Raw genomic sequence first — 18245 nt, forward strand, 5'->3', positions numbered from 1 at the left:
GAGTCTGCATGCTCACTATGAATCGCCTGCTGCTGGTCATGCTGGCCGCCGTGGCGTTACCTGCCCATGCGAACTGGTATCTGGATAACGAGTCGTCGCGACTCTCGTTCACCTCGACTAAAAATGCCGATATTGCCGAAGTGCATCGCTTTCTGGTGCTGCACGGCAAAGTCGACGCCAAGGGGCTGGCTGAAGTGGAAGTTGAAACCGATTCAGTCAGCACCGGCATTCCGCTGCGCGACGAGCGCCTTCGAGAGCAGGTGTTTCAGGTGCGCAAGTTTCCGGCTGCTCAGATCAATGCGCAGTTAGACATGCGCCCGATCAATAACCTCGCGCCCGGCGCACAACTGGAACTGCGTTTACCGCTGACCGTCAGCCTGCGCGGCAAGACCCACAGCTATAACGCCGAGCTGCTGGCGACGCGTCTCGACGAGCGGCGATTTCAGGTCGTGACGCTCGAGCCGCTGGTGATCCATGCCCAGGATTTCGATATGACCCCGGACTTCAAGGCCTTGCGCAACGCCGCAGGATTGTCGGCGGTGAGCCTCTCGGTCCCGGTCGGGGCTGTCCTGATCTTCACGGCGCGCTGATATGAACGGTGCGATTTTTCCGTGGCGTGAAAACAACCGCTTTCAATTGCTGATCGACGGTCCTGCGTTCTTTCCGCGCATGATCGCAGCCATCGATCGCGCCGAGCAGCAGGTCGATCTGGAGTTGTACCTGGTCGAAGCCGGGGCCTGCGCCGACGCTATCGTGCGCGCGCTGGTCGAGGCGGGCAGGCGTGGCGTGATTGTGCGCTGCCTGTTCGATGACTTCGGTTCCAAAGCCTTCGACGCCGGCCTGCGCAAGCAACTGACCGATGCCGGTGTGATTCTGCGTTTCTACAATCCGATCCACTGGCGGCGGGGCGTGCGTAACTTCTACCGCGACCATCGCAAACTGCTGGTGGTGGACAAGGCCTTGGCCGTGGTGGGCGGCACCGGTGTGACCGACGAGTTCTGGGAGCCGGACAAGGACGCCAGCCAGTGGCACGAAGTGATGGTCGAAATCACCGGGCCGTTGGTGATCGACTGGCAGGCGCTGTTCAACCGGCAGTTCCACGCCAACGCCCGGCGTTTCGCCTGGCGTCCGAAAGAAAACTTCGGCCTTGATCATCTGCCCAAGGCCCCGATAACCGGCGAGGGCCTGGGTCGTGTCGCGTATGCCGATTCCCGCCAGCACCGCGACATCCTGCAGTCGCTGGTACGTGCGCTGAACACCGGGCAAAAGCGGATCTGGCTGGCCACCCCTTACTTTCTGCCCACCTGGAAAGTTCGCCGCGCCTTGCGTCGGGCGGCGGCACGTGGCGTTGATGTGCGTTTGTTGCTGACCGGGCCGCGCACCGATCACCCGTCCGTACGCTACGCCGGTCACCGCTACTACCCGCGCCTGCTGCGTGCCGGGGTCAAGGTGTTCGAGTACCAGCCGTGCTTTCTGCACCTGAAAATGGTCCTGATCGACGACTGGGTGAGTCTCGGCTCGTGCAATTTCGATCACTGGAATCTGCGCTTCAACCTGGAAGCCAACCTCGAAGCCCTCGACCCCGGACTAACCCGAGACGTGGTCGCCAGCTTTGAAAAAGACTTCGCCCTGAGCGCCGAGACCACGCTGGCAGACTGGAAGGCCAGACCGCTGTGGCGACGGGTCAAGCAGCGCTTGTGGGGCTGGATCGACCGGCTGGTGGTGAACTTGCTGGATCAGCGTAACTGAGGTTTGCGCGGGGCCGAGCGTGGCCCCGGGTTGTCATCCGGTCAAACGATGCATTCCAGTGAGCGATCAACCATGGCTTTGGCCATCTCGGCCATGTGCAGCACCGAAAACGCCAGATCACGGCTGGTGCCCTGAGTGCTGTCGCCGGACTCATAGGCCGTCGTGATGATGCAGCGCAGCAGATCCGAAGCGTAGTTGAGCGCTTCTTCCTGGCTGACGGATGCGTTGACGGTGAACAGGGCGGTGGGCGGGTCGGGGACGATTTTATCGGGCATGTTTGCAACTCCTGATCAATGAAAGGAGCCGCCCCTTTCGCTACCAAACGATCAGGGTGGCGGCCGTACGCAGGTTGGTAGACCGGTGACCAGGCAAGCCGGTGCGTCCGAAGACGCCAAGCGCACGGCCACCATAAACGCAGGCCGAAAAAATGCGCCTTGAGAAGGTGGCGCATTGCGCACAGGTCACTCAGGTCTACCAAACCTGATCGCTGATTGGGCAGCGACCGATGAAGGCTAGAGACCTGAATAGCCAAGCGCAATAGGCCGGGATTTTCTCGGAAATTTCCTTCAATTGGAAGGGAGGCTTCCTGCAGTTAATTCTTACAAGAGTTATCGAAAAAGGTTTTCTGAGGATCTTTCGTTGCCTGCCTTGTAAACGTGGGTACACTCTTTTCTACGTCACAAAGACGTGTTCAGCGCTAAGGACAGGAATGGATAATATAGGGAGCGATGGGCAACAGCCGGAAAGCCTCAATCTGAAATTCAACTATAAATTCTTCTTCTGGCTGCTGTTCTCGATAGTGGTTTTGAAACTCACACTGTTCGACTACCTGGACAGCCCTTCGGGCGCGGACGAAGTAGTCATGAAGCGCGAGCTGCCACAGGGTGACTGGCTCTACATCACTCGCTACGGCGCACCCGCAACAGATCAGGACACCTTGCGTTTTTACATCAGTAAACGTCTGGATGGCAGCGACTCGCAAGTGCTGAAGCAGTTGAACGACTCTAATCTTTTTCTGCTGACTGACAGCGCTCTGAGTGATGTGAAGATTTTCGACACGCCAAATGGTGTTGGTGTAGAAGTGACTGGCGCTGTTTATCAGTATTTCAGCAAGCAGTACATCACCGAGGGGGTGACGTTAAAAAGCTATCGGATCACATTGAATCAGCATGATGTGTCTCCGCCCTACAGATAATGTGCGGGGTAGAGTGCTTGCAATGAAAATAGCCTGTGCAGCGTTTGCTGGACAGGCTTGTTGCTGAAGGAAGTAGTTAAGGCTTTTTGATATTCTGCATGTAGGTATGATTTGGTTCTGTAACGACTTTCTTCGTCAACGCGTCCAGTTCCTTGCTGTGATACATGTCCAGGCATTTCAGCAGGTCGAATTTTATACCCTTGATCTGGGATTCGGCCAAAGGGTTTGTGTAGTCGCGCGCGAGGTATTTTTTTACCAACGCTCTGATTTCATCTGGACCTTCCTCCCAATCGTAGTTTGCCCAGTCTTCCATTGCGGTGGCACTACTGCCCGCGTCAATTCCTACCTTGACATCATATGCATAGGCATTTGCTATACAGTTGGCGAGCACCAGGTCCTTGTAGTTCTGTGCATAGCTTCTATGCATGCCTTCCGGTGATGAAGGTAGTGTGTCTGCAAAACAGTTGGTTGTCGCGAATACAAGAAATACTGTCTTGATTGCAAGAGGTAGCCTCATTGCACTTAACTCCATTTGGTGTTTAGGGTTTTTTGTAGTCTTGCGCGTCGGTATGTGTAGGGTTTATTACGGCTTTTTTTGTCTGTGCTTCCAGCTCTTTGCTGTGGTAAAGATCAAGACACTTAAGCAAGTCAAATTTCACACCTTTTATTTCGGACTCGACAAGAGGGTTTGTGTAGTTTCTTGCGAGGTAGTTGTCTACGAATTCTCTGGGTTTCTCAGGACTTTTTTCCCAATCATAGTTGGCCCACTCGCGCAACGCTGTGACGCTGCTGCCAGCGTCAGTCCCGACGTTGTCACTGAATTTGTAAGCGCTCGCAATGCAGGTGGCAAGAACCATGTCTTTATAGTTTTGTGCGTGGGTTCTATACATGCCTTCTGGCGATGATGGCTGAGCAGATGCATGAATAGTAAGCGCGGTGAGCGAGCAACAGGCCAGTACGGTCGTAAAAAGTGATTTCATTGCGTAAGGCTCCAGAAATTTGTCATGGCTAGCAATCTCGACACAGTCCTTGTAGTGATCATCCAGTGCTTCACCCGGTATGCCTGAAAAAAAATTTATTTTTCATGAGTCCAGTGGTTTACAGCCAGCAGAAGAATAAGCTGTGTTGCGAGGAGGGACAGGGGCAATGAGCCTCAGGAAGGTACCGAACCATCTCGGTTTGTTGTCTGAAATGTATTACGGACTGATCGCAAGGGCACGATGTTTCTAGCCACTGTGCCGTATTATTCAGGGAGTAAGTTACCGGGTTATATTGGCAACAGACTGACGCGTCTATTTGAGCCGATCGCAATTTCAGGTTCAATCAGTTACTCAGCAAAAACCCGGCTTGCGCCGGGTTTTTATTGTCTTGCAGATCAAAGCTTACTGCACTTCCACTGCCAGACTGTCGCTGATCTTCTTCTGCCAGATCTGCGGGCCGGTGATGTGAACGGATTCACCGTTGCTGTCCACCGCAACGGTAACCGGCATGTCCTTGACCTCGAACTCGTAGATCGCCTCCATGCCCAGTTCGGCGAACGCCACGACTCGGGATTTCTTGATCGCCTGAGCCACCAGATATGCAGCACCACCAACGGCCATCAGGTACACGGCCTTGTGGTCACGGATCGCTTCGATGGCGGTCGGGCCGCGTTCGGATTTGCCGATCATGCCCAGCAGGCCGGTCTGGTCGAGGATCTGACGGGTGAACTTGTCCATCCGGGTGGCCGTGGTCGGGCCTGCCGGGCCAACGACTTCTTCGCGTACCGGATCAACCGGGCCGACGTAGTAGATGAAGCGACCCTTGAGGTCCACCGGCAGCGTTTCGCCCCTGTTGAGCATTTCGACCATGCGCTTGTGCGCGGCGTCGCGGCCGGTGAGCATCTTGCCATTGAGCAATACGGTTTCGCCCGGTTTCCAGCTCTGCACTTCTTCCGGGGTCAGGGTATCGAGGTCGACGCGGCGGGCCGATGGGCCGGCTTCCCAGACGATTTCCGGGTAGGCGTCCAGCGATGGAGCCTCCAGCGAAGCAGGGCCGCTGCCATCGAGTACGAAGTGCGCGTGGCGGGTGGCGGCGCAGTTGGGGATCATGCACACCGGCAGCGACGCAGCATGGGTCGGGTAATCCATGATCTTGACGTCTAGCACGGTGGTCAGACCGCCCAGGCCCTGAGCACCAATGCCCAGTTGGTTAACCTTCTCGAACAGCTCCAGACGCATCTCTTCGATACGATTCTGCGGGCCGCGAGCCTTCAGCTCATGAATGTCGATGGACTCCATCAACACTTCCTTGGCCATGACCGCAGCCTTTTCTGCGGTGCCGCCGATACCGATACCGAGCATGCCCGGCGGGCACCAGCCAGCGCCCATGGTCGGGACGGTTTTCAGAACCCAGTCGACGATCGAGTCGGAAGGGTTGAGCATCGCCATCTTCGATTTGTTTTCCGAGCCGCCACCTTTCGCCGCGACGTCCACTTCCACGGTGTTGCCCGGGACGATGGAGTAATGAATGACGGCCGGGGTGTTGTCCTTGGTGTTTTTGCGAGCGCCTGCCGGATCGGCAAGGATCGAGGCACGCAGCACGTTCTCAGGCAGGTTGTAAGCGCGACGCACGCCTTCGTTGATCATGTCGTCCAGGCCCATGGTGGCGCCGTCCCAGCGAACATCCATCCCCACGCGCACAAAAACCGTGACGATGCCGGTGTCCTGGCAGATCGGGCGGTGACCGGTCGCGCACATGCGCGAGTTGATCAGGATCTGGGCGATGGAGTCACGAGCGGCAGGCGACTCTTCACGCAGATACGCCTCGTGCATGGCCTGGATGAAGTCTACGGGGTGGTAATAGGAAATGAACTGCAGTGCGTCTGCAACGCTCTGAATCAGGTCGTCTTGCTTGATCACGGTCATGCGGCGCGCTCCTCTGTAAGGACGGGAACATTCAATTACGCTATCGGCGGCAGTCTGGAACTGCGGCTTGAACCAGAGCTGTCAGGTTGGCCGTAGCGGGCGCAAAAAGGCGCGGCAGTATAACCCGCCCGACAGGCCAGTCTGTACAATCGCCGTTATTTTCTGCACAGGCCGTTTTGATGCCTCAATTGCATGTGGGTGAGCTTAGCTGGTCGGTGGCGTCGGCCAGCAATCTGCTCGACGCCCTGAACCATGCCGGTATTCCGGTCCCTTATAGTTGCCGTGCCGGCAGTTGCCACGCGTGTCTGGTGCGCGTCGTAAAGGGCGAGCCTGAAGACGCGTTGCCCGACGCGCTGCCTGCTGAAAAGCGCCAGCAGGGTTGGCGGCTCGCCTGTCAGTGCCGAGTGGCAGGAGATCTGGCTGTCGAGGTGTTTGACCCGCAGCGCGATGGCCTTCCTGCCACAGTAGCAGGCTGCGACTGGCTCTCTGCGTCGGTGCTGCGCCTGCGTCTGGAGCCTGCGCGGCCACTGCGCTATAGCGCCGGGCAGCATCAGGTGTTGTGGACTGATAGCGGTGTTGCGCGACCATACTCGCTGGCGAGCCTTCCCGGCGAGGATGCGTTTCTGGAGTTTCATATCGACTGCCTGCAGCCCGGGGCCTTCCGTGACGTTGCCCGCCAGTTGCAGGTGGGTGACGCCCTGAGGCTCGGCGAGTTGCGTGGCGGGGCGCTGCGTTACGACCCGGACTGGCAGGAAAAACCCTTATTGCTGCTGGCCGCCGGCACCGGGCTTGGCCCTTTATGGGGTGTGTTGCGCGAGGCGCTGCGCCAGGACCATCAGGGCGCCATACGTGTGATTCATCTGGCCCGCGACAGCCAGGAGCATTATCTGGCCGATGAACTGCACGCCCTGGCTGAACGTTATCCCCAGCTGCATGTTCAGCTGGTTACTCCGCAGACGCTACAAACAACCCTGGCTGAACTGCGCCTGTTGTCGCGGCACGCAATGGCGCTGGTGTGCGGCAGTGCTGACAGCGTCGAGATGTTTGCCAAACGGCTGTATCTGGCCGGGCTGCCGCGTAATCAGTTGCTGGCGGATGTGTTTGTGGCGCGCGAATAAATAAAAGGCACGTTAGTTAAAGCTCTAGTTCCGTATGCTCCCACGCCCTACGGGCAGAAGCCTGAAAGCCCAACTTCCCGGGCTGACACAATGCAAAAAGGCCCCGGCTCTTGCGAGACGGGGCCTTTGGCTTGCAGTGCTGCGATCAGACCAACGGGTCGCCGACGTGCAGAATCTTCATGCCGTTGGTGCCGCCGATGGTGTGGTAGCTGTCGCCCTTGGTGAGGATGACCCAGTCACCTTGCTCGACCAGACCACGCTTGAGCAGTTCGTCGACTGCGGCCTGGCTGACCTGACCTGGCGGCAGGGCTGCCGGGTCGAAGGGCACGGTGTAGACACCACGGAACATCGCTGCACGCGCCTGAGTGCCACGGTGCGGGGAGAACGCGTAGATTGGCACCGAAGAGCGGATGCGCGACATGATCAGCGGGGTATAGCCGCTTTCGGTCAGTGCGATGATCGCCTTTACACCCGGGAAGTGGTTGGCGGTGTACATGGCCGCCAGCGCGATGCTTTCATCACAACGGGTGAAGGAGTGACCGATACGGTGGCTGGAAGTCTTGCCGGTCGGGTGCTTTTCAGCGCCGATGCAGATACGGGCCATGGCCTGAACCGCTTCGATCGGATAGGAGCCTGCAGCACTTTCGGCCGACAGCATCACGGCGTCGGTGTAGTCGAGCACGGCGTTGGCCACGTCGGACACTTCGGCACGCGTCGGCATCGGGCTTGAGATCATCGACTCCATCATCTGCGTGGCGACGATCACCGCCTTGTTGTGGCGACGAGCGTGCAGGATGATGCGTTTCTGTACGCCGACCAGTTCGGCATCACCGATTTCAACGCCCAGGTCTCCACGAGCGACCATGACCGCATCACTGGCGCGGATCAGCTCATCGAGCACTTCGTCGTTGGCAACGGCTTCGGCACGTTCGATCTTGGCCACCAGCCAGGCCGTACCACCGGATTCGTCGCGCAGCTGGCGAGCGTATTCCATGTCGGCGGCATCGCGCGGGAAGGAAACGGCCAGGTAATCCAGGTCCATCTCGGCAGCGAGCTTGATGTCCTGCTTGTCTTTTTCGGTCAGTGCCGGCGCCGTCAGGCCACCGCCACGACGGTTGATGCCCTTGTGATCGGACAGCGGGCCACCGATCAGCACGGTGCAGTGCAGTTCGTCGGCGGTCTGGGTGTCGACGCGCATGACCACGCGACCATCGTCGAGCAGCAACTCGTCGCCTACGCCGCAATCCTTGACCAGATCCGGGTAGTCGATACCCACGATCTGCTGATTGCCACTGGTCAGCGGATGAGCGGTAGAGAAGGTGAACTTGTCACCGACCTTCAGCTCTATTCGCTTGTCGGTGAACTTTGCAATACGGATCTTCGGACCCTGCAGGTCGCCCAGCAGAGCGACGAAGCGCCCGTGTCTGGCGGCGATTTCGCGGATCAGCCTGGCGCGAGCCTTGTGCTCGTCCGGAGTACCGTGAGAGAAGTTCAGACGAGCAACGTCGAGACCCGAAAGGATCAGTTGTTCGATGACTTCCGGCGAATTGCTGGCAGGGCCAAGTGTGGCGACGATTTTGGTGCGGCGAACGGTCATGCACAAACTCCTTAATTGAAGCGCAGCGAGAGGCTACTCCTGTCTGGGTCTTTAGTCATTGTTCCTTTGCACTACCGTGTCAGGGTCAGGGAGGGCAATCGGCTGACAACCGGCGCTCTATTGGCCTGAAGAAACAGGCCGTGACGCCGATACAGGGCAGAGAACAGGAGAGTCCCATGCGTATTGTAACGATTGTTGTATTACTGACTGCGCTCAGCGGTTGCACCCGCTGGGCGATGAATTCCAACCTTGATCACGCCTACCGTGCCTATCAGGAAGGTGATTGTGATCGGGTGATGCTCGATCTCTCCAAGGTCGAACGCCAGAGCCGCTCACGCCGTTATGTCCAGCCGGAAGTGTCGATGTTGCGCGGCCAGTGCCTGGAACGGCAGAAATTGTACGTCGATGCAGCGCAGACTTATCAATTTCTGATGGCCCAGTATCCAGAGAGCGAATACGCCTTCCGTGCACGCGCCAGACTCGACACGCTGGCACAAACGGGTCTTTATCCCAAGGCTCAGCCGGCCAGAACCATACCTGTACCTGTTCGAAACGCTCCTGTATCGAAATAATTACCCTCGTTTGAATGGAAGGCGTTGTGTTCGGGTGGCTTTCGAATAATTCTGAGCTAGGCTGAGGTCACACATTGGACGAGCTGCAGGGCACCGGGTCGAGGCTGTTTCCTGGATCGCTTCTGTAGTGCAGCGCAGTTGAAGTCCGCAACGAATACACGGTGTTGCCTGGGCGCAACACCCGACTCGGAAGGCAGCCTGCCATGTATAAAGAGCGGAAAATCGAACGCCATCAACTGCAGGATTATCTGCAGGTTTTCAATCGCCATACTGGCAAGCTGATGGGCTGTCTGGGGAATGTGTCCGGTGAGGGGCTGATGCTTATCAGCAGCCTGCCGATCCTGGTGGGCGTCAGGTTCGATCTGTGTCTGAAATTGCCGAATGGCAATGTCGGACAGCCCATCGACGTGAGCGCCACGTGCCTCTGGTGTCATGAAGATGAGACACCTGGCAGTTATGACTCCGGTTTTGAATTGTGCCAGGTCTCGACAGAGTATCTGGAGTTCGTGCAGCTGTTGCGACAGTACTTCTGTTTTTACCCTTCCTATGAAGCCTCTGCCTGAGGCTGCTGCCTGACGGGCAGGACGTCGTTCATAACGCCCCTGCCTTTTTCCAGCTCATGTAACGGTTGACCAGCTGTGGCCCCAGTTCTCCTGGTCGCGCATCCATGATCACGATGCCTTGCGCACTCAAACGGTCGTGCAGCGAAGTACGGGCGTTGAGAAAGTCGATTGTCCCGCAATAACTCAGCGCTTCATCGTACGTGTGTACCGGTGACTGACGCAGGCCGTCGAGCACTTCTTCGCGCAGACTGGCGATCAGTACCCGATGCTGTTTGCCAAGCTGTCTTGCGGCGGCCAGCAGCTCCTCATCGTCTTCATCGCGCAAGTTGGTCATCAACACCACCAGTGAGCGTCTCTTATGACGAACCATCAGCTGGCGCACAGCGGCGCTGTAGTCAGCGGGGCGCCGGGTGGTCTGCAGGTCATAGACCGAGTTGAGCACGCGATTCAACTGCCCGGGCCCCTTCACCGGAGCTAGATAACGATCCTGCTCGCCGGCAAAGGTCGCAATGCCGACAGAATCACCCTGACGCAGCGCGACATAACTCAATAGCAGGCAGGCGTTGAGCGCATGATCGAAGTGAGACAGTTCGCCGTCCTGACTGCGCATTCGGCGTCCGCAATCCAGCATGAAAACGATCTGCTGATCCCGCTCGTCCTGATACTCCCGTGCAATGGGCGCTCGCTGGCGGGCGGTAGCTTTCCAGTCGATCTGGCGCAGGCTGTCGCCCTCGCGAAACTCACGCAACTGGTTGAACTCCATGCCCAGCCCGCGACGTTGCAGCTGGCGCACACCCAGTTGGCTCAGCCAGTTATCCACCGCCACCAATTGCCCGCCGCAGAAGCGGGCGAAATCCGGATAGACCCGCGTGGTGCCGGGCACTGCCAGGTAGCGTCGTACTGTCCACAGGCGCAAAGGCCCCGGCAGGCTGATTTCGCACCGTTCAAACGTGAAATGACCCCGGCTTGAGGGGCGCAGGCGATAGCCGATGCTGCCTTTTCCGCGTGCGCCCAGGGTGAGGGACTGAGGCAGGTTTTCGTGTTCCAGCCCGTGCGGCATATGATCGAATAGCCGCACGGTAACGGGTCGGCCACCGTCGTGTTGCACGTCGAGTCGGGCTTCGTTCCAGCGGTCCAGCGCCAGACTGCCCGCCAGCTCGCGCTGCACGCGTGGCGAGGGGCTTCTGAGCAGCCAGATTGCATCCAGCAGGCTCACGGCAACGAGGGCCAGCAATGCTCCCCAGTAAAGGTCATCGATTTTTGCCGGATACTCGATGCTCAGCGCACGAAGCGTGCCGAGCAGCAAGGCCACGCCCATCAGTCCGCCGAGCCAGCGCAGCAGCGTTATCGACGGCTTGAGGACCTGTGTCACAGGCGCGGGGCCGAGACCTGATCGAGGATCTGCCTGAGCACCTGATCCACCGACAGCCCTTCGATGTCCAGCTCCGGCGACAGCCTGACCCGGTGTCGCAGCACCGCCAGTGCACAGCCCTTGATATCGTCCGGGGTCACGAACTCGCCGCCACGCAATACGGCTCGGGCCCGCCCGCCACGCACCAGCGCAATCGAAGCGCGGGGGCCAGCGCCCTGACTCAGACCCAGCCAGGTGCGCGTGCTGCGTGCCAGCCGCACGGCGTAGTCCAGCACCTGCTCATCAATCGGCAGCTCGCTGGCAATGCGTTGCAACGCCTGAACCTCGCGGGCCTGCATGATGACCCTGAGCGGTCGCACGTCCAGCATGTCAGCCCGGGACGAGCGGGTGACCTGACGCACCATGTTCAGCTCTTCCTGCGCTTCGGGATAATCCATGCGCAGTTTGAGCATGAAACGATCCAGTTCAGCTTCAGGCAGTGGATACGTGCCTTCCTGTTCGATGGGGTTCTGGGTCGCCAGCACCATGAACGGCTGCGGGATCGGCAAGGCGCGCCCTTCAAGGGTGACTTGCCGCTCCTGCATCGCTTCGAGCAATGCGGCCTGGGTCTTGGCCGGTGCCCTGTTGATTTCGTCGGCCAGCAGCAGGTTGGTGAACAGCGGCCCCTTGCGCAGCTTGAACTGCTCGGTCTGCATGTCGTACACCGCATGGCCGGTGACATCGCTGGGCATCAGGTCCGGCGTAAACTGGATGCGGGCGAATTCGCAGCCGATACAACTGGCCAGCGCCCGAACCAGCAGCGTCTTGCCAAGCCCCGGAACACCTTCCAGCAGTACATGTCCGCCGCCGATCAGCGCGGTCAACACGTCGTCGATAACCGCATTTTGTCCGATCACGGCCTTTTGCAGCTCGTTGCGCAACGCCTGGGCCAGCTGGCTGGCGCGTTGACGCTGCTGCAACTGGGTGCTTGCCGCAACGGTCGGGCTGACAGGCTCGATGGAGGGCTCGATAAATGGCTCGGTGCTTACCGATGGGTCGGGCGTTTGCTCGCTCATGCGTTCCGGCGTCCTGTTGACGGTTGCCTGTGTTTATCGTCGGTAAATCAGGCGCTAAGCTGATTTGGCTTTTTTCAAGTTTCTCAGTGTGCTGAAAAGAGGGGGGAGCGGTCTACCACTCCGTGTGAAATCGCGCTTGTACCCGGATTATCTCCGAGCGCGACGATTGCCTCCGCTGCGCATCGTCACCCCGCCTCAAACCAGCCTTTGAGCCGATCACGAAAGCTCTGTATCAACGGTTCCCTCGATCTGCCCCTGCGCAACGCCAGAGAAAACGGTGCCTGATAGCCGAACGTGGTCGGTAGCAACACCTTCAAGCGTTTCTGATCCGCCCAGAATTGCGCGTAATGCTCGGGCAGGTAGCCGATATACGCCCCCGACAGCACCAGAATCAGCTGGGCCTCCATCGACTCCACCGTAGCGGCGCTATGTTTGAACCCATGCCGCGCCAGTTCTGCCTGGCTCCAGTAGCCGCGTCCGACCATACGCTGCCGGGTGATCACTTCTGCCGGAATGCGGCGCTGGTCGAACAGTTCATGGCGATCGCTGCAATACAGCCAGTGTTGTTCGCGATAGAGAGCCTGATACATCAGGCCGCTCATACGAACCGAGAAGGCACCGATGGCCAGGTCCAGGCGATTTTCCTGTACGCCCAGTTGCAACTGCGCCGGGCTGAGAACACTCAAGTGCACGGCAGGGTGCTCCTTGCTGTAGGCGCCGATAACGTCCGCGAGCGGCAGGGCCGGGTCGCTGACAGTGGAGTCGAGAACGCCGAGGTTGAGGGTGCCGCGCAGTTCACCCTTGAGGGCAGCGCTGTAGCGTTCGAAGCCCTCCAGTTCAGCGAGCAGCCGCAGGGTTTCCTGGTGGAACAATTCGCCTTTGCTGGTCAGACTGAATCCACCGCGGCCCCGATGGCAGAGAACCAGACCAAGCTGGCTTTCGAGTTGGCTCATGTAGGTGCTGATTGCAGACGTGGAGAGGTTGAGCTCCTGCTGCGCGGCGGCGAAGCCCTGATGGCGCACAACGCTGGCGAAGATGCGCAGCAATTTGATGTCAGGCAGGACAGAGGACATTGGCGTCTCCGATGGCAGGCGCAGCGTGGCTCGGGTATTTCCGGTTCAGGCCGGCTGGCGTGTATCTATGTTCAGGGAGTGGGTATGTAACGTTCTTGCCGTGGGCTGAGCCCCTTCACGCAGGTGCAAAGCCGGCGGGAGTGTGGAGAGGATCAGGGGCAGAGTGTATCCATGGATAGTTTAGAAATCTCTGAACTGATTTTTTGTCTGCAGCGATTCTTCCGGCTGCCAGGCGTCACCAGAATGGCCTCACATTAATGACAACACGGTGAGGCACTCCTGTGGACACGACTTTCCACCAGCCCCTGAGCGGCAACGAGATGCCTCGTTTTGGCGGTATCGCCACCATGCTGCGTTTGCCGCATGTGCAGAGCGCTGAAGAGCTCGACCGGCTGAACGCCGCGTTTGTCGGCATTCCGCTGGACATCGGCACCTCGCTGCGTTCCGGCACTCGTTTCGGGCCACGGCAGATCCGCGCCGAGTCGGTGATGATTCGTCCTTACAACATGGCCACGGGGGCCGCGCCGTTCGATTCGCTGAACGTGGCAGACATCGGTGACGTGCCGATCAATACCTTCAACCTGCTGGACGCAGTACGCATTATCGAGCAGGAGTACGACCGGATTCTGGGCCACGACATCGTGCCGCTGACGCTGGGCGGCGATCACACGCTGACGCTGCCGATCCTGCGCGCCATCCACAAGAAGCATGGCAAGGTCGGGCTGGTGCATATCGATGCGCATGCCGACGTCAACGATCACATGTTCGGCGAAAAGATCGCCCACGGCACCACATTCCGCCGTGCGCAGGAAGAGGGCCTGCTGGACAGCAACCGTGTTGTGCAGATCGGTCTGCGTGCGCAGGGTTATACCGCTGAGGATTTCAACTGGAGCCGTAAACAGGGCTTCCGCGTCGTGCAGGCCGAAGAGTGCTGGCACAAGTCATTGACCCCGCTGATGGCAGAAGTGCGCGAGAAGGTCGGCGGCGGTCCTGTGTATCTGTCGTTCGACATTGACGGTATCGACCCGGCCTGGGCGCCAGGCACCGGGACACCGGAGGTCGGCGGGCTGACCACGATTCAGGCGCTGGAAATCATTCGCGGTTGTCACGGGCTGGACTTGATTGGTTGCGATCTGGTCGAGGTGTCGCCGCCGTACGACACCACCGGCAACACCTCGCTGCTGGGTGCCAATCTGCTCTACGAGATGCTCTGTGTGCTGCCTGGTGTGATACGCCGGTGATTCGCGAAGCCGGGTGATCCGTACGGCTGAGGAACGTCGTTGCAGGCGTGCGAGACGATTGTGTTCGGCTACGACAGCGGGCAATGGCTGGCCTGGCACGCACACTTGTCGGTGGTGACATCGGTTTAAGGACGGTTTGTTCGCAACAATAACAATGAGCACGACACACGTTTCATTCGCGGGAGCGAATGTGGTTCGCGAACCGGTGGGCAAGACTCACGCACCGGTGTAGTCGCGTGCTGACGTTGGAAGTGTGCCGGAAGTCGATTGAATGGAACCCCCCCGTCCGTGGTTAACGGGCGGCTATAAAGGGTCAGCGTGCCTGCGCTGGCCTTACAACAACCGTGACAGGCGCTGGAGCAACACATGAGCCATTCGACGCGTATCGAAACCTTTGGTGTGGAACAGATACCCGACACCCAACGCGATGCTTCCCCTATCGATCTGTTTCGTCTGATCTTCGGCGGTGCCAATACCTTTGCCACGGCGGTGCTGGGCAGTTTTCCGGTGTTATTCGGGCTGTCGTTCCAGGCCGGCGTCTGGGCGATCGTTCTGGGCGTGACAATGGGCGCGTTGATCCTCGCGCCGATGGGCCTGTTCGGTGCGATCAATGGCACCAACAACGCGGTATCTTCCGGCGCGCATTTCGGTGTGCACGGGCGCATCATCGGTTCGTTTCTGTCACTGCTGACCGCAGTGGCCTTCTTTTCCCTTTCGGTCTGGAGCTCTGGCGATGCGCTGGTCGGCGGCGCTCAGCGGCTGGTCGGCCTGCCGGAAAACAATACCAGCCTGGGGCTGGCCTACGGGCTGTTCGCAGTGCTGGTGCTGATCGTATGCATCTTCGGCTTTCGCTTCATGCTGTGGATCAACAAGGTCGCGGTCTGGGCATCCAGCCTGCTGTTTCTGTCGGGAATCCTGGCCTTTGCAGGGCCGTTCGATCCGGGCTATGCCGGCAGCGTCAATCTGCTGCAACCGGGCTTCTGGGCGGCCTTCACCGGGTCGGCCTTGCTGGCGATGAGCAACCCTGTTTCGTTCGGCGCCTTTCTCGGCGACTGGTCGCGCTACATCCCGCGCGACACCTCCAGATCGCACATCATGCTGGCAGTGCTCGCGGCTCAAGCCTGCACGCTGATCCCTTTTCTGTTTGGCCTGTGCACCGCGACGCTGGTCGCGACTCAGGCGCCGCAGTACATCGAGTCCAACAACTATGTCGGTGGCTTACTGGCGATTTCACCCGGCTGGTTCTTTTTACCGGTGTGCCTGATTGCGGTGATCGGAGGGCTGTCTACCGGCACCACGGCGTTGTATGGCACCGGACTGGACATGTCGAGCATGTTCCCGCGTCTACTCAACCGAGCCGCAGCCACGCTGTTGATCGGTGTGGCGGCGATTGCCTTTATTTTCATAGGTCGCTTCACCTTTAATCTGGTGCAGAGCGTGTCGACCTTCGCAGTGCTGATCATTACCTGCACCAGCCCATGGATGGTGGTGATGATCCTCGGCCTGATCAGTCGTCGCGGTTTTTACCACGCCGATGACTTGCAGGTGTTCACCCGTGGCCAGCGTGGCGGGCGTTACTGGTTTCACCACGGCTGGAACTGGCGCGGGCTGGGCGCGTGGATTCCGAGTGCGGCGGTGGGCCTGTGCTTTGTCAATCTGCCTGGCCAGTTTGTCGGGCCGCTGGGCGAACTGGCCGCAGGCATCGACATCAGTCTGCCGATCACTCTGGGCCTGGCGGCGCTGCTGTACCTGACCTTGCTGCGCTCGTTTCCGGAGCCAGTGTCAGTGTATGGCCCCAAGGGCGCGCACCCGATGCTGGGGCGCAAGGCCATCAGCAGCGCCACCCCGTCAGCCACCGCCCATTCGTGATCCGCGCTGTGCCACTGCGGGCACAGGCGGCGAGGTTTGCCCATGAAACTGGAACTCTTTCGTACACTGTGGGGCTATCGCGGCACTTGGCAGCAGGCGCTGCTTGAGGCGCGTGAAGCGGGCTTCGAGGGCTTCGAGGCGCGCATCCCCGAGCAGACAGCCGAGCGTGCAGCGTTCGCGGCGTTCCTGCGGGATAACTGTGTGCCGTACATCGCCACTCTATTCACCTCCAGCCAAGTGCTGCCGGTGCAGGCGGCGACGCCTGCCGAGCATCTGGTGGATTTCGCCGGCAAGCTGCAACAGGCTGCCGAACTGGCGCCGCGGTTTGTCAATGTGCTGGCCGGCAACGACCGCTGGCCGCTGGCTCAGCAAGTGGATTTCTTTGGCGAAGCGCTGGAAATCGCCCGGCGCAGCGGCCTGACCTGCAGCTTCGAGACGCACCGCGCGCGCTCACTGTTCAACCCATGGCTGACCCTGCAATTGATCGAGCAGGTGCCGGATCTGCGTTTCACCAGTGATATCAGCCATTGGGTGGTGACCTGCGAGCGCTTGCTCGATGACCCGGCCGACGATCTCAGCGCTTTCGTCGAGCGTGTGCACCACATTCAGGCCCGGGTCGGTTATGACCAAGGGCCGCAAGTGCCGCACCCGGGCGCGCCGGAATACGCCGCCGCGCTGGCATTCCATCAGCAGCACTGGGAAGCGATCTGGCGCTCGCAGCGCGCCCGTGGCTTTGCCGGCACCACGCTGACGCCGGAGTTCGGGCCTGATGGCTACCTGCATCATTTACCGTTCACCAATGTGCCAGTAGCCGATCTGTGGGGCCTTAACGCCTGGATGGGCCGTACCGAGCGTGAACACTTTTCTGCGCTTTTCAACCGTCCGGGGAGCCTGCTGCCATGAGTCAATCTTCTGCTTTCACCCACGTTCCGCTGGTCGATATCCACGGCCTGTTCAGCGAACGTCTGGACGATCGCCAGGCAGTGGCCAAGGCTCTCGGCGAAGCGGCCCGGCGTGTGGGCTTTGTGTATATCACCGGTCACGGTATCGCGCCTGAACTGATCGAGAATCTGCACCGCGCTGCCGAGCAGTATTTCGCCCAGCCGCTGGACGCCAAGATGCGACATTACATCGGCGCTTCGCAGAGCCACAAAGGCTTCGTTCCCGAGGGCGAGGAAGTGTACGGGACTGGCAAGCCGGACCATAAAGAGGCGTTCGACATCGGCTTTGAAGTGCCCGCCGACAACCCATTGGTACTCGCCGGCACACCGCTGCTGGGGCCAAACGACTGGCCGGCCTTGCCGGGCTTTCGGGCGGCGGTGCAGGCCTACTATCAGGCGGTATTCGCCCTGGGGCATCAGTTGTTCCGCGGTTTTGCTCTGGCGCTTGACCTGGACGAGCATGCCTTCGATGACATGGCCCGCTTTCCACCTTCCAAGCTGCGCCTGATCCACTACCCGTTCGATGGCGATGCCCAGGACGCGCCAGGCATTGGCGCGCACACCGACTATGAGTGTTTCACCATTCTTCAGGCCGATCAGCCGGGTCTGGAGGTCATGAACGAGGGGGGTGAGTGGATCGATGCGCCGCCGGTGGAAGGGGCCTTTGTGGTCAATATCGGCGACATGCTGGAGGTAATGACCGCGGGTGCATTTGTCGCCACCGCGCACCGAGTGCGCAAGATCCAGCGAGAGCGTTATTCGTTCCCGCTTTTCTATGCCTGCGACTACCACACCCTGATCAAACCCCTGCCGCAGTTCGCGGACGGCGAGCAGAACTACGCGCCTGTCGCCATTGGCGAGCACATGTGGGCTCAGGCTTTGCAGACCTACCAATACCTTCGCCAGCGTGTTGCCGATGGGCAGCTTGCCCTGCCTCAGCACGCCAGAAAGCCTTCAAGCTTCGGGCACCTGAAAAACCAGAGCGTGACTTAGT

The 18245-nt window shown here is 59.5% G+C and carries 18 protein-coding genes; 10 read left to right on the forward strand and 8 right to left on the reverse strand.

Features of this window, described 5'->3' with window-relative positions; genetic code table 11:
• Positions 1-8: 8 nt before the first annotated feature.
• Together LCH65_RS02710 and LCH65_RS02715 are read left to right on the forward strand one after the other, a co-directional pair.
• Complete coding sequence (locus tag LCH65_RS02710; protein ID WP_024661583.1) at positions 9-590, forward strand: YceI family protein; 582 nt, start codon at positions 9-11, stop codon at positions 588-590.
• 1 nt (position 591) lies between these two features.
• The gene (locus LCH65_RS02715) at positions 592-1749 is read left to right on the forward strand and encodes a phosphatidylserine/phosphatidylglycerophosphate/cardiolipin synthase family protein (RefSeq protein ID WP_003431405.1); all 1158 of its coding nucleotides are present in this window, start codon (positions 592-594) and stop codon (positions 1747-1749) included.
• Between the two features lie 41 nt (positions 1750-1790).
• Here LCH65_RS02715 and LCH65_RS02720 read toward each other — a convergent pair whose 3' ends face one another.
• Complete coding sequence (locus LCH65_RS02720; protein ID WP_003313478.1) at positions 1791-2024, reverse strand: DUF3077 domain-containing protein; 234 nt, start codon at positions 2022-2024, stop codon at positions 1791-1793.
• A 434-nt stretch (positions 2025-2458) separates the two neighbouring features.
• Here LCH65_RS02720 and LCH65_RS02725 point away from each other — a divergent pair, with 434 nt between their 5' ends.
• Positions 2459-2944, forward strand: a complete 486-nt coding sequence (locus tag LCH65_RS02725; RefSeq protein ID WP_003363903.1) for a hypothetical protein — start codon at positions 2459-2461, stop codon at positions 2942-2944.
• 76 nt (positions 2945-3020) lie between these two features.
• Here the strand turns inward: LCH65_RS02725 and LCH65_RS02730 are convergent, their stop codons facing one another.
• The 3 genes from LCH65_RS02730 to LCH65_RS02740 all read right to left on the reverse strand — a co-directional run bounded on the left by LCH65_RS02730 (position 3021) and on the right by LCH65_RS02740 (position 5850).
• Positions 3021-3461, reverse strand: a complete 441-nt coding sequence (locus LCH65_RS02730) for a type VI secretion system amidase immunity protein Tai4 (protein ID WP_058416564.1) — start codon at positions 3459-3461, stop codon at positions 3021-3023.
• A 22-nt stretch (positions 3462-3483) separates the two neighbouring features.
• Positions 3484-3924 carry a type VI secretion system amidase immunity protein Tai4 gene (locus LCH65_RS02735; protein WP_003431402.1) on the reverse strand — a complete coding sequence of 147 codons (441 nt, stop codon included), beginning with the start codon at positions 3922-3924 and terminating at the stop codon, positions 3484-3486.
• Between the two features lie 402 nt (positions 3925-4326).
• Positions 4327-5850, reverse strand: coding sequence for a fumarate hydratase (locus LCH65_RS02740; protein WP_003363897.1), 1524 nt, complete (start codon positions 5848-5850; stop codon positions 4327-4329).
• A 179-nt stretch (positions 5851-6029) separates the two neighbouring features.
• Between LCH65_RS02740 and LCH65_RS02745 the strand changes: the two genes are divergently transcribed.
• Complete coding sequence (locus tag LCH65_RS02745; RefSeq protein ID WP_003431401.1) at positions 6030-6968, forward strand: iron-sulfur-binding ferredoxin reductase; 939 nt, start codon at positions 6030-6032, stop codon at positions 6966-6968.
• 145 nt (positions 6969-7113) lie between these two features.
• Here LCH65_RS02745 and pyk read toward each other — a convergent pair whose 3' ends face one another.
• Positions 7114-8565 (reverse strand): pyruvate kinase, encoded by a 1452-nt coding sequence (gene pyk / locus LCH65_RS02750; RefSeq protein ID WP_003363893.1) that lies wholly within the window; start codon positions 8563-8565, stop codon positions 7114-7116.
• Between the two features lie 176 nt (positions 8566-8741).
• Between pyk and LCH65_RS02755 the strand changes: the two genes are divergently transcribed.
• Both LCH65_RS02755 and LCH65_RS02760 read left to right on the forward strand, forming a co-directional pair.
• Positions 8742-9137, forward strand: coding sequence for a hypothetical protein (locus tag LCH65_RS02755; protein WP_003363891.1), 396 nt, complete (start codon positions 8742-8744; stop codon positions 9135-9137).
• Positions 9138-9340: 203 nt separating this feature from the next.
• Complete coding sequence (locus tag LCH65_RS02760) at positions 9341-9700, forward strand: PilZ domain-containing protein (protein WP_058416565.1); 360 nt, start codon at positions 9341-9343, stop codon at positions 9698-9700.
• 28 nt (positions 9701-9728) lie between these two features.
• On the opposite strand, the gene LCH65_RS02765 is transcribed toward LCH65_RS02760, so the two are convergent.
• From LCH65_RS02765 to LCH65_RS02775, 3 genes are all read right to left on the reverse strand, one after another.
• Complete coding sequence (locus LCH65_RS02765) at positions 9729-11072, reverse strand: DUF58 domain-containing protein (protein ID WP_003363888.1); 1344 nt, start codon at positions 11070-11072, stop codon at positions 9729-9731.
• Positions 11069-12127: a MoxR family ATPase gene (locus tag LCH65_RS02770; RefSeq protein ID WP_003363887.1), complete on the reverse strand. Its 1059-nt coding sequence runs from the start codon at positions 12125-12127 to the stop codon at positions 11069-11071. Before LCH65_RS02770 ends, LCH65_RS02765 begins: the two co-directional genes overlap by 4 nt.
• A 185-nt stretch (positions 12128-12312) precedes the next feature.
• Complete coding sequence (locus LCH65_RS02775; protein ID WP_226439115.1) at positions 12313-13200, reverse strand: LysR family transcriptional regulator; 888 nt, start codon at positions 13198-13200, stop codon at positions 12313-12315.
• 281 nt (positions 13201-13481) lie between these two features.
• On the opposite strand from LCH65_RS02775, the gene speB reads away from it, so the two are divergent.
• From speB to LCH65_RS02795, 4 genes are all read left to right on the forward strand, one after another.
• On the forward strand, positions 13482-14441 hold the full coding sequence (speB, locus tag LCH65_RS02780; RefSeq protein WP_044308907.1) for an agmatinase: 960 nt from the start codon (positions 13482-13484) through the stop codon (positions 14439-14441).
• A gap of 366 nt (positions 14442-14807) precedes the next feature.
• The gene (locus LCH65_RS02785) at positions 14808-16310 is read left to right on the forward strand and encodes a cytosine permease (RefSeq protein WP_003431399.1); all 1503 of its coding nucleotides are present in this window, start codon (positions 14808-14810) and stop codon (positions 16308-16310) included.
• Positions 16311-16352: 42 nt separating this feature from the next.
• Positions 16353-17213, forward strand: a complete 861-nt coding sequence (locus tag LCH65_RS02790; RefSeq protein WP_226439116.1) for a TIM barrel protein — start codon at positions 16353-16355, stop codon at positions 17211-17213.
• Positions 17210-18244: a 2-oxoglutarate and iron-dependent oxygenase domain-containing protein gene (locus LCH65_RS02795; protein ID WP_226439117.1), complete on the forward strand. Its 1035-nt coding sequence runs from the start codon at positions 17210-17212 to the stop codon at positions 18242-18244. Before LCH65_RS02790 ends, LCH65_RS02795 begins: the two co-directional genes overlap by 4 nt.
• Position 18245: the final 1 nt, after the last annotated feature.

The sequence above is a fragment of the Pseudomonas sp. MWU16-30316 genome, assembly GCF_020515645.1.
Taxonomy (GTDB): domain Bacteria; phylum Pseudomonadota; class Gammaproteobacteria; order Pseudomonadales; family Pseudomonadaceae; genus Aquipseudomonas; species Aquipseudomonas cerasi.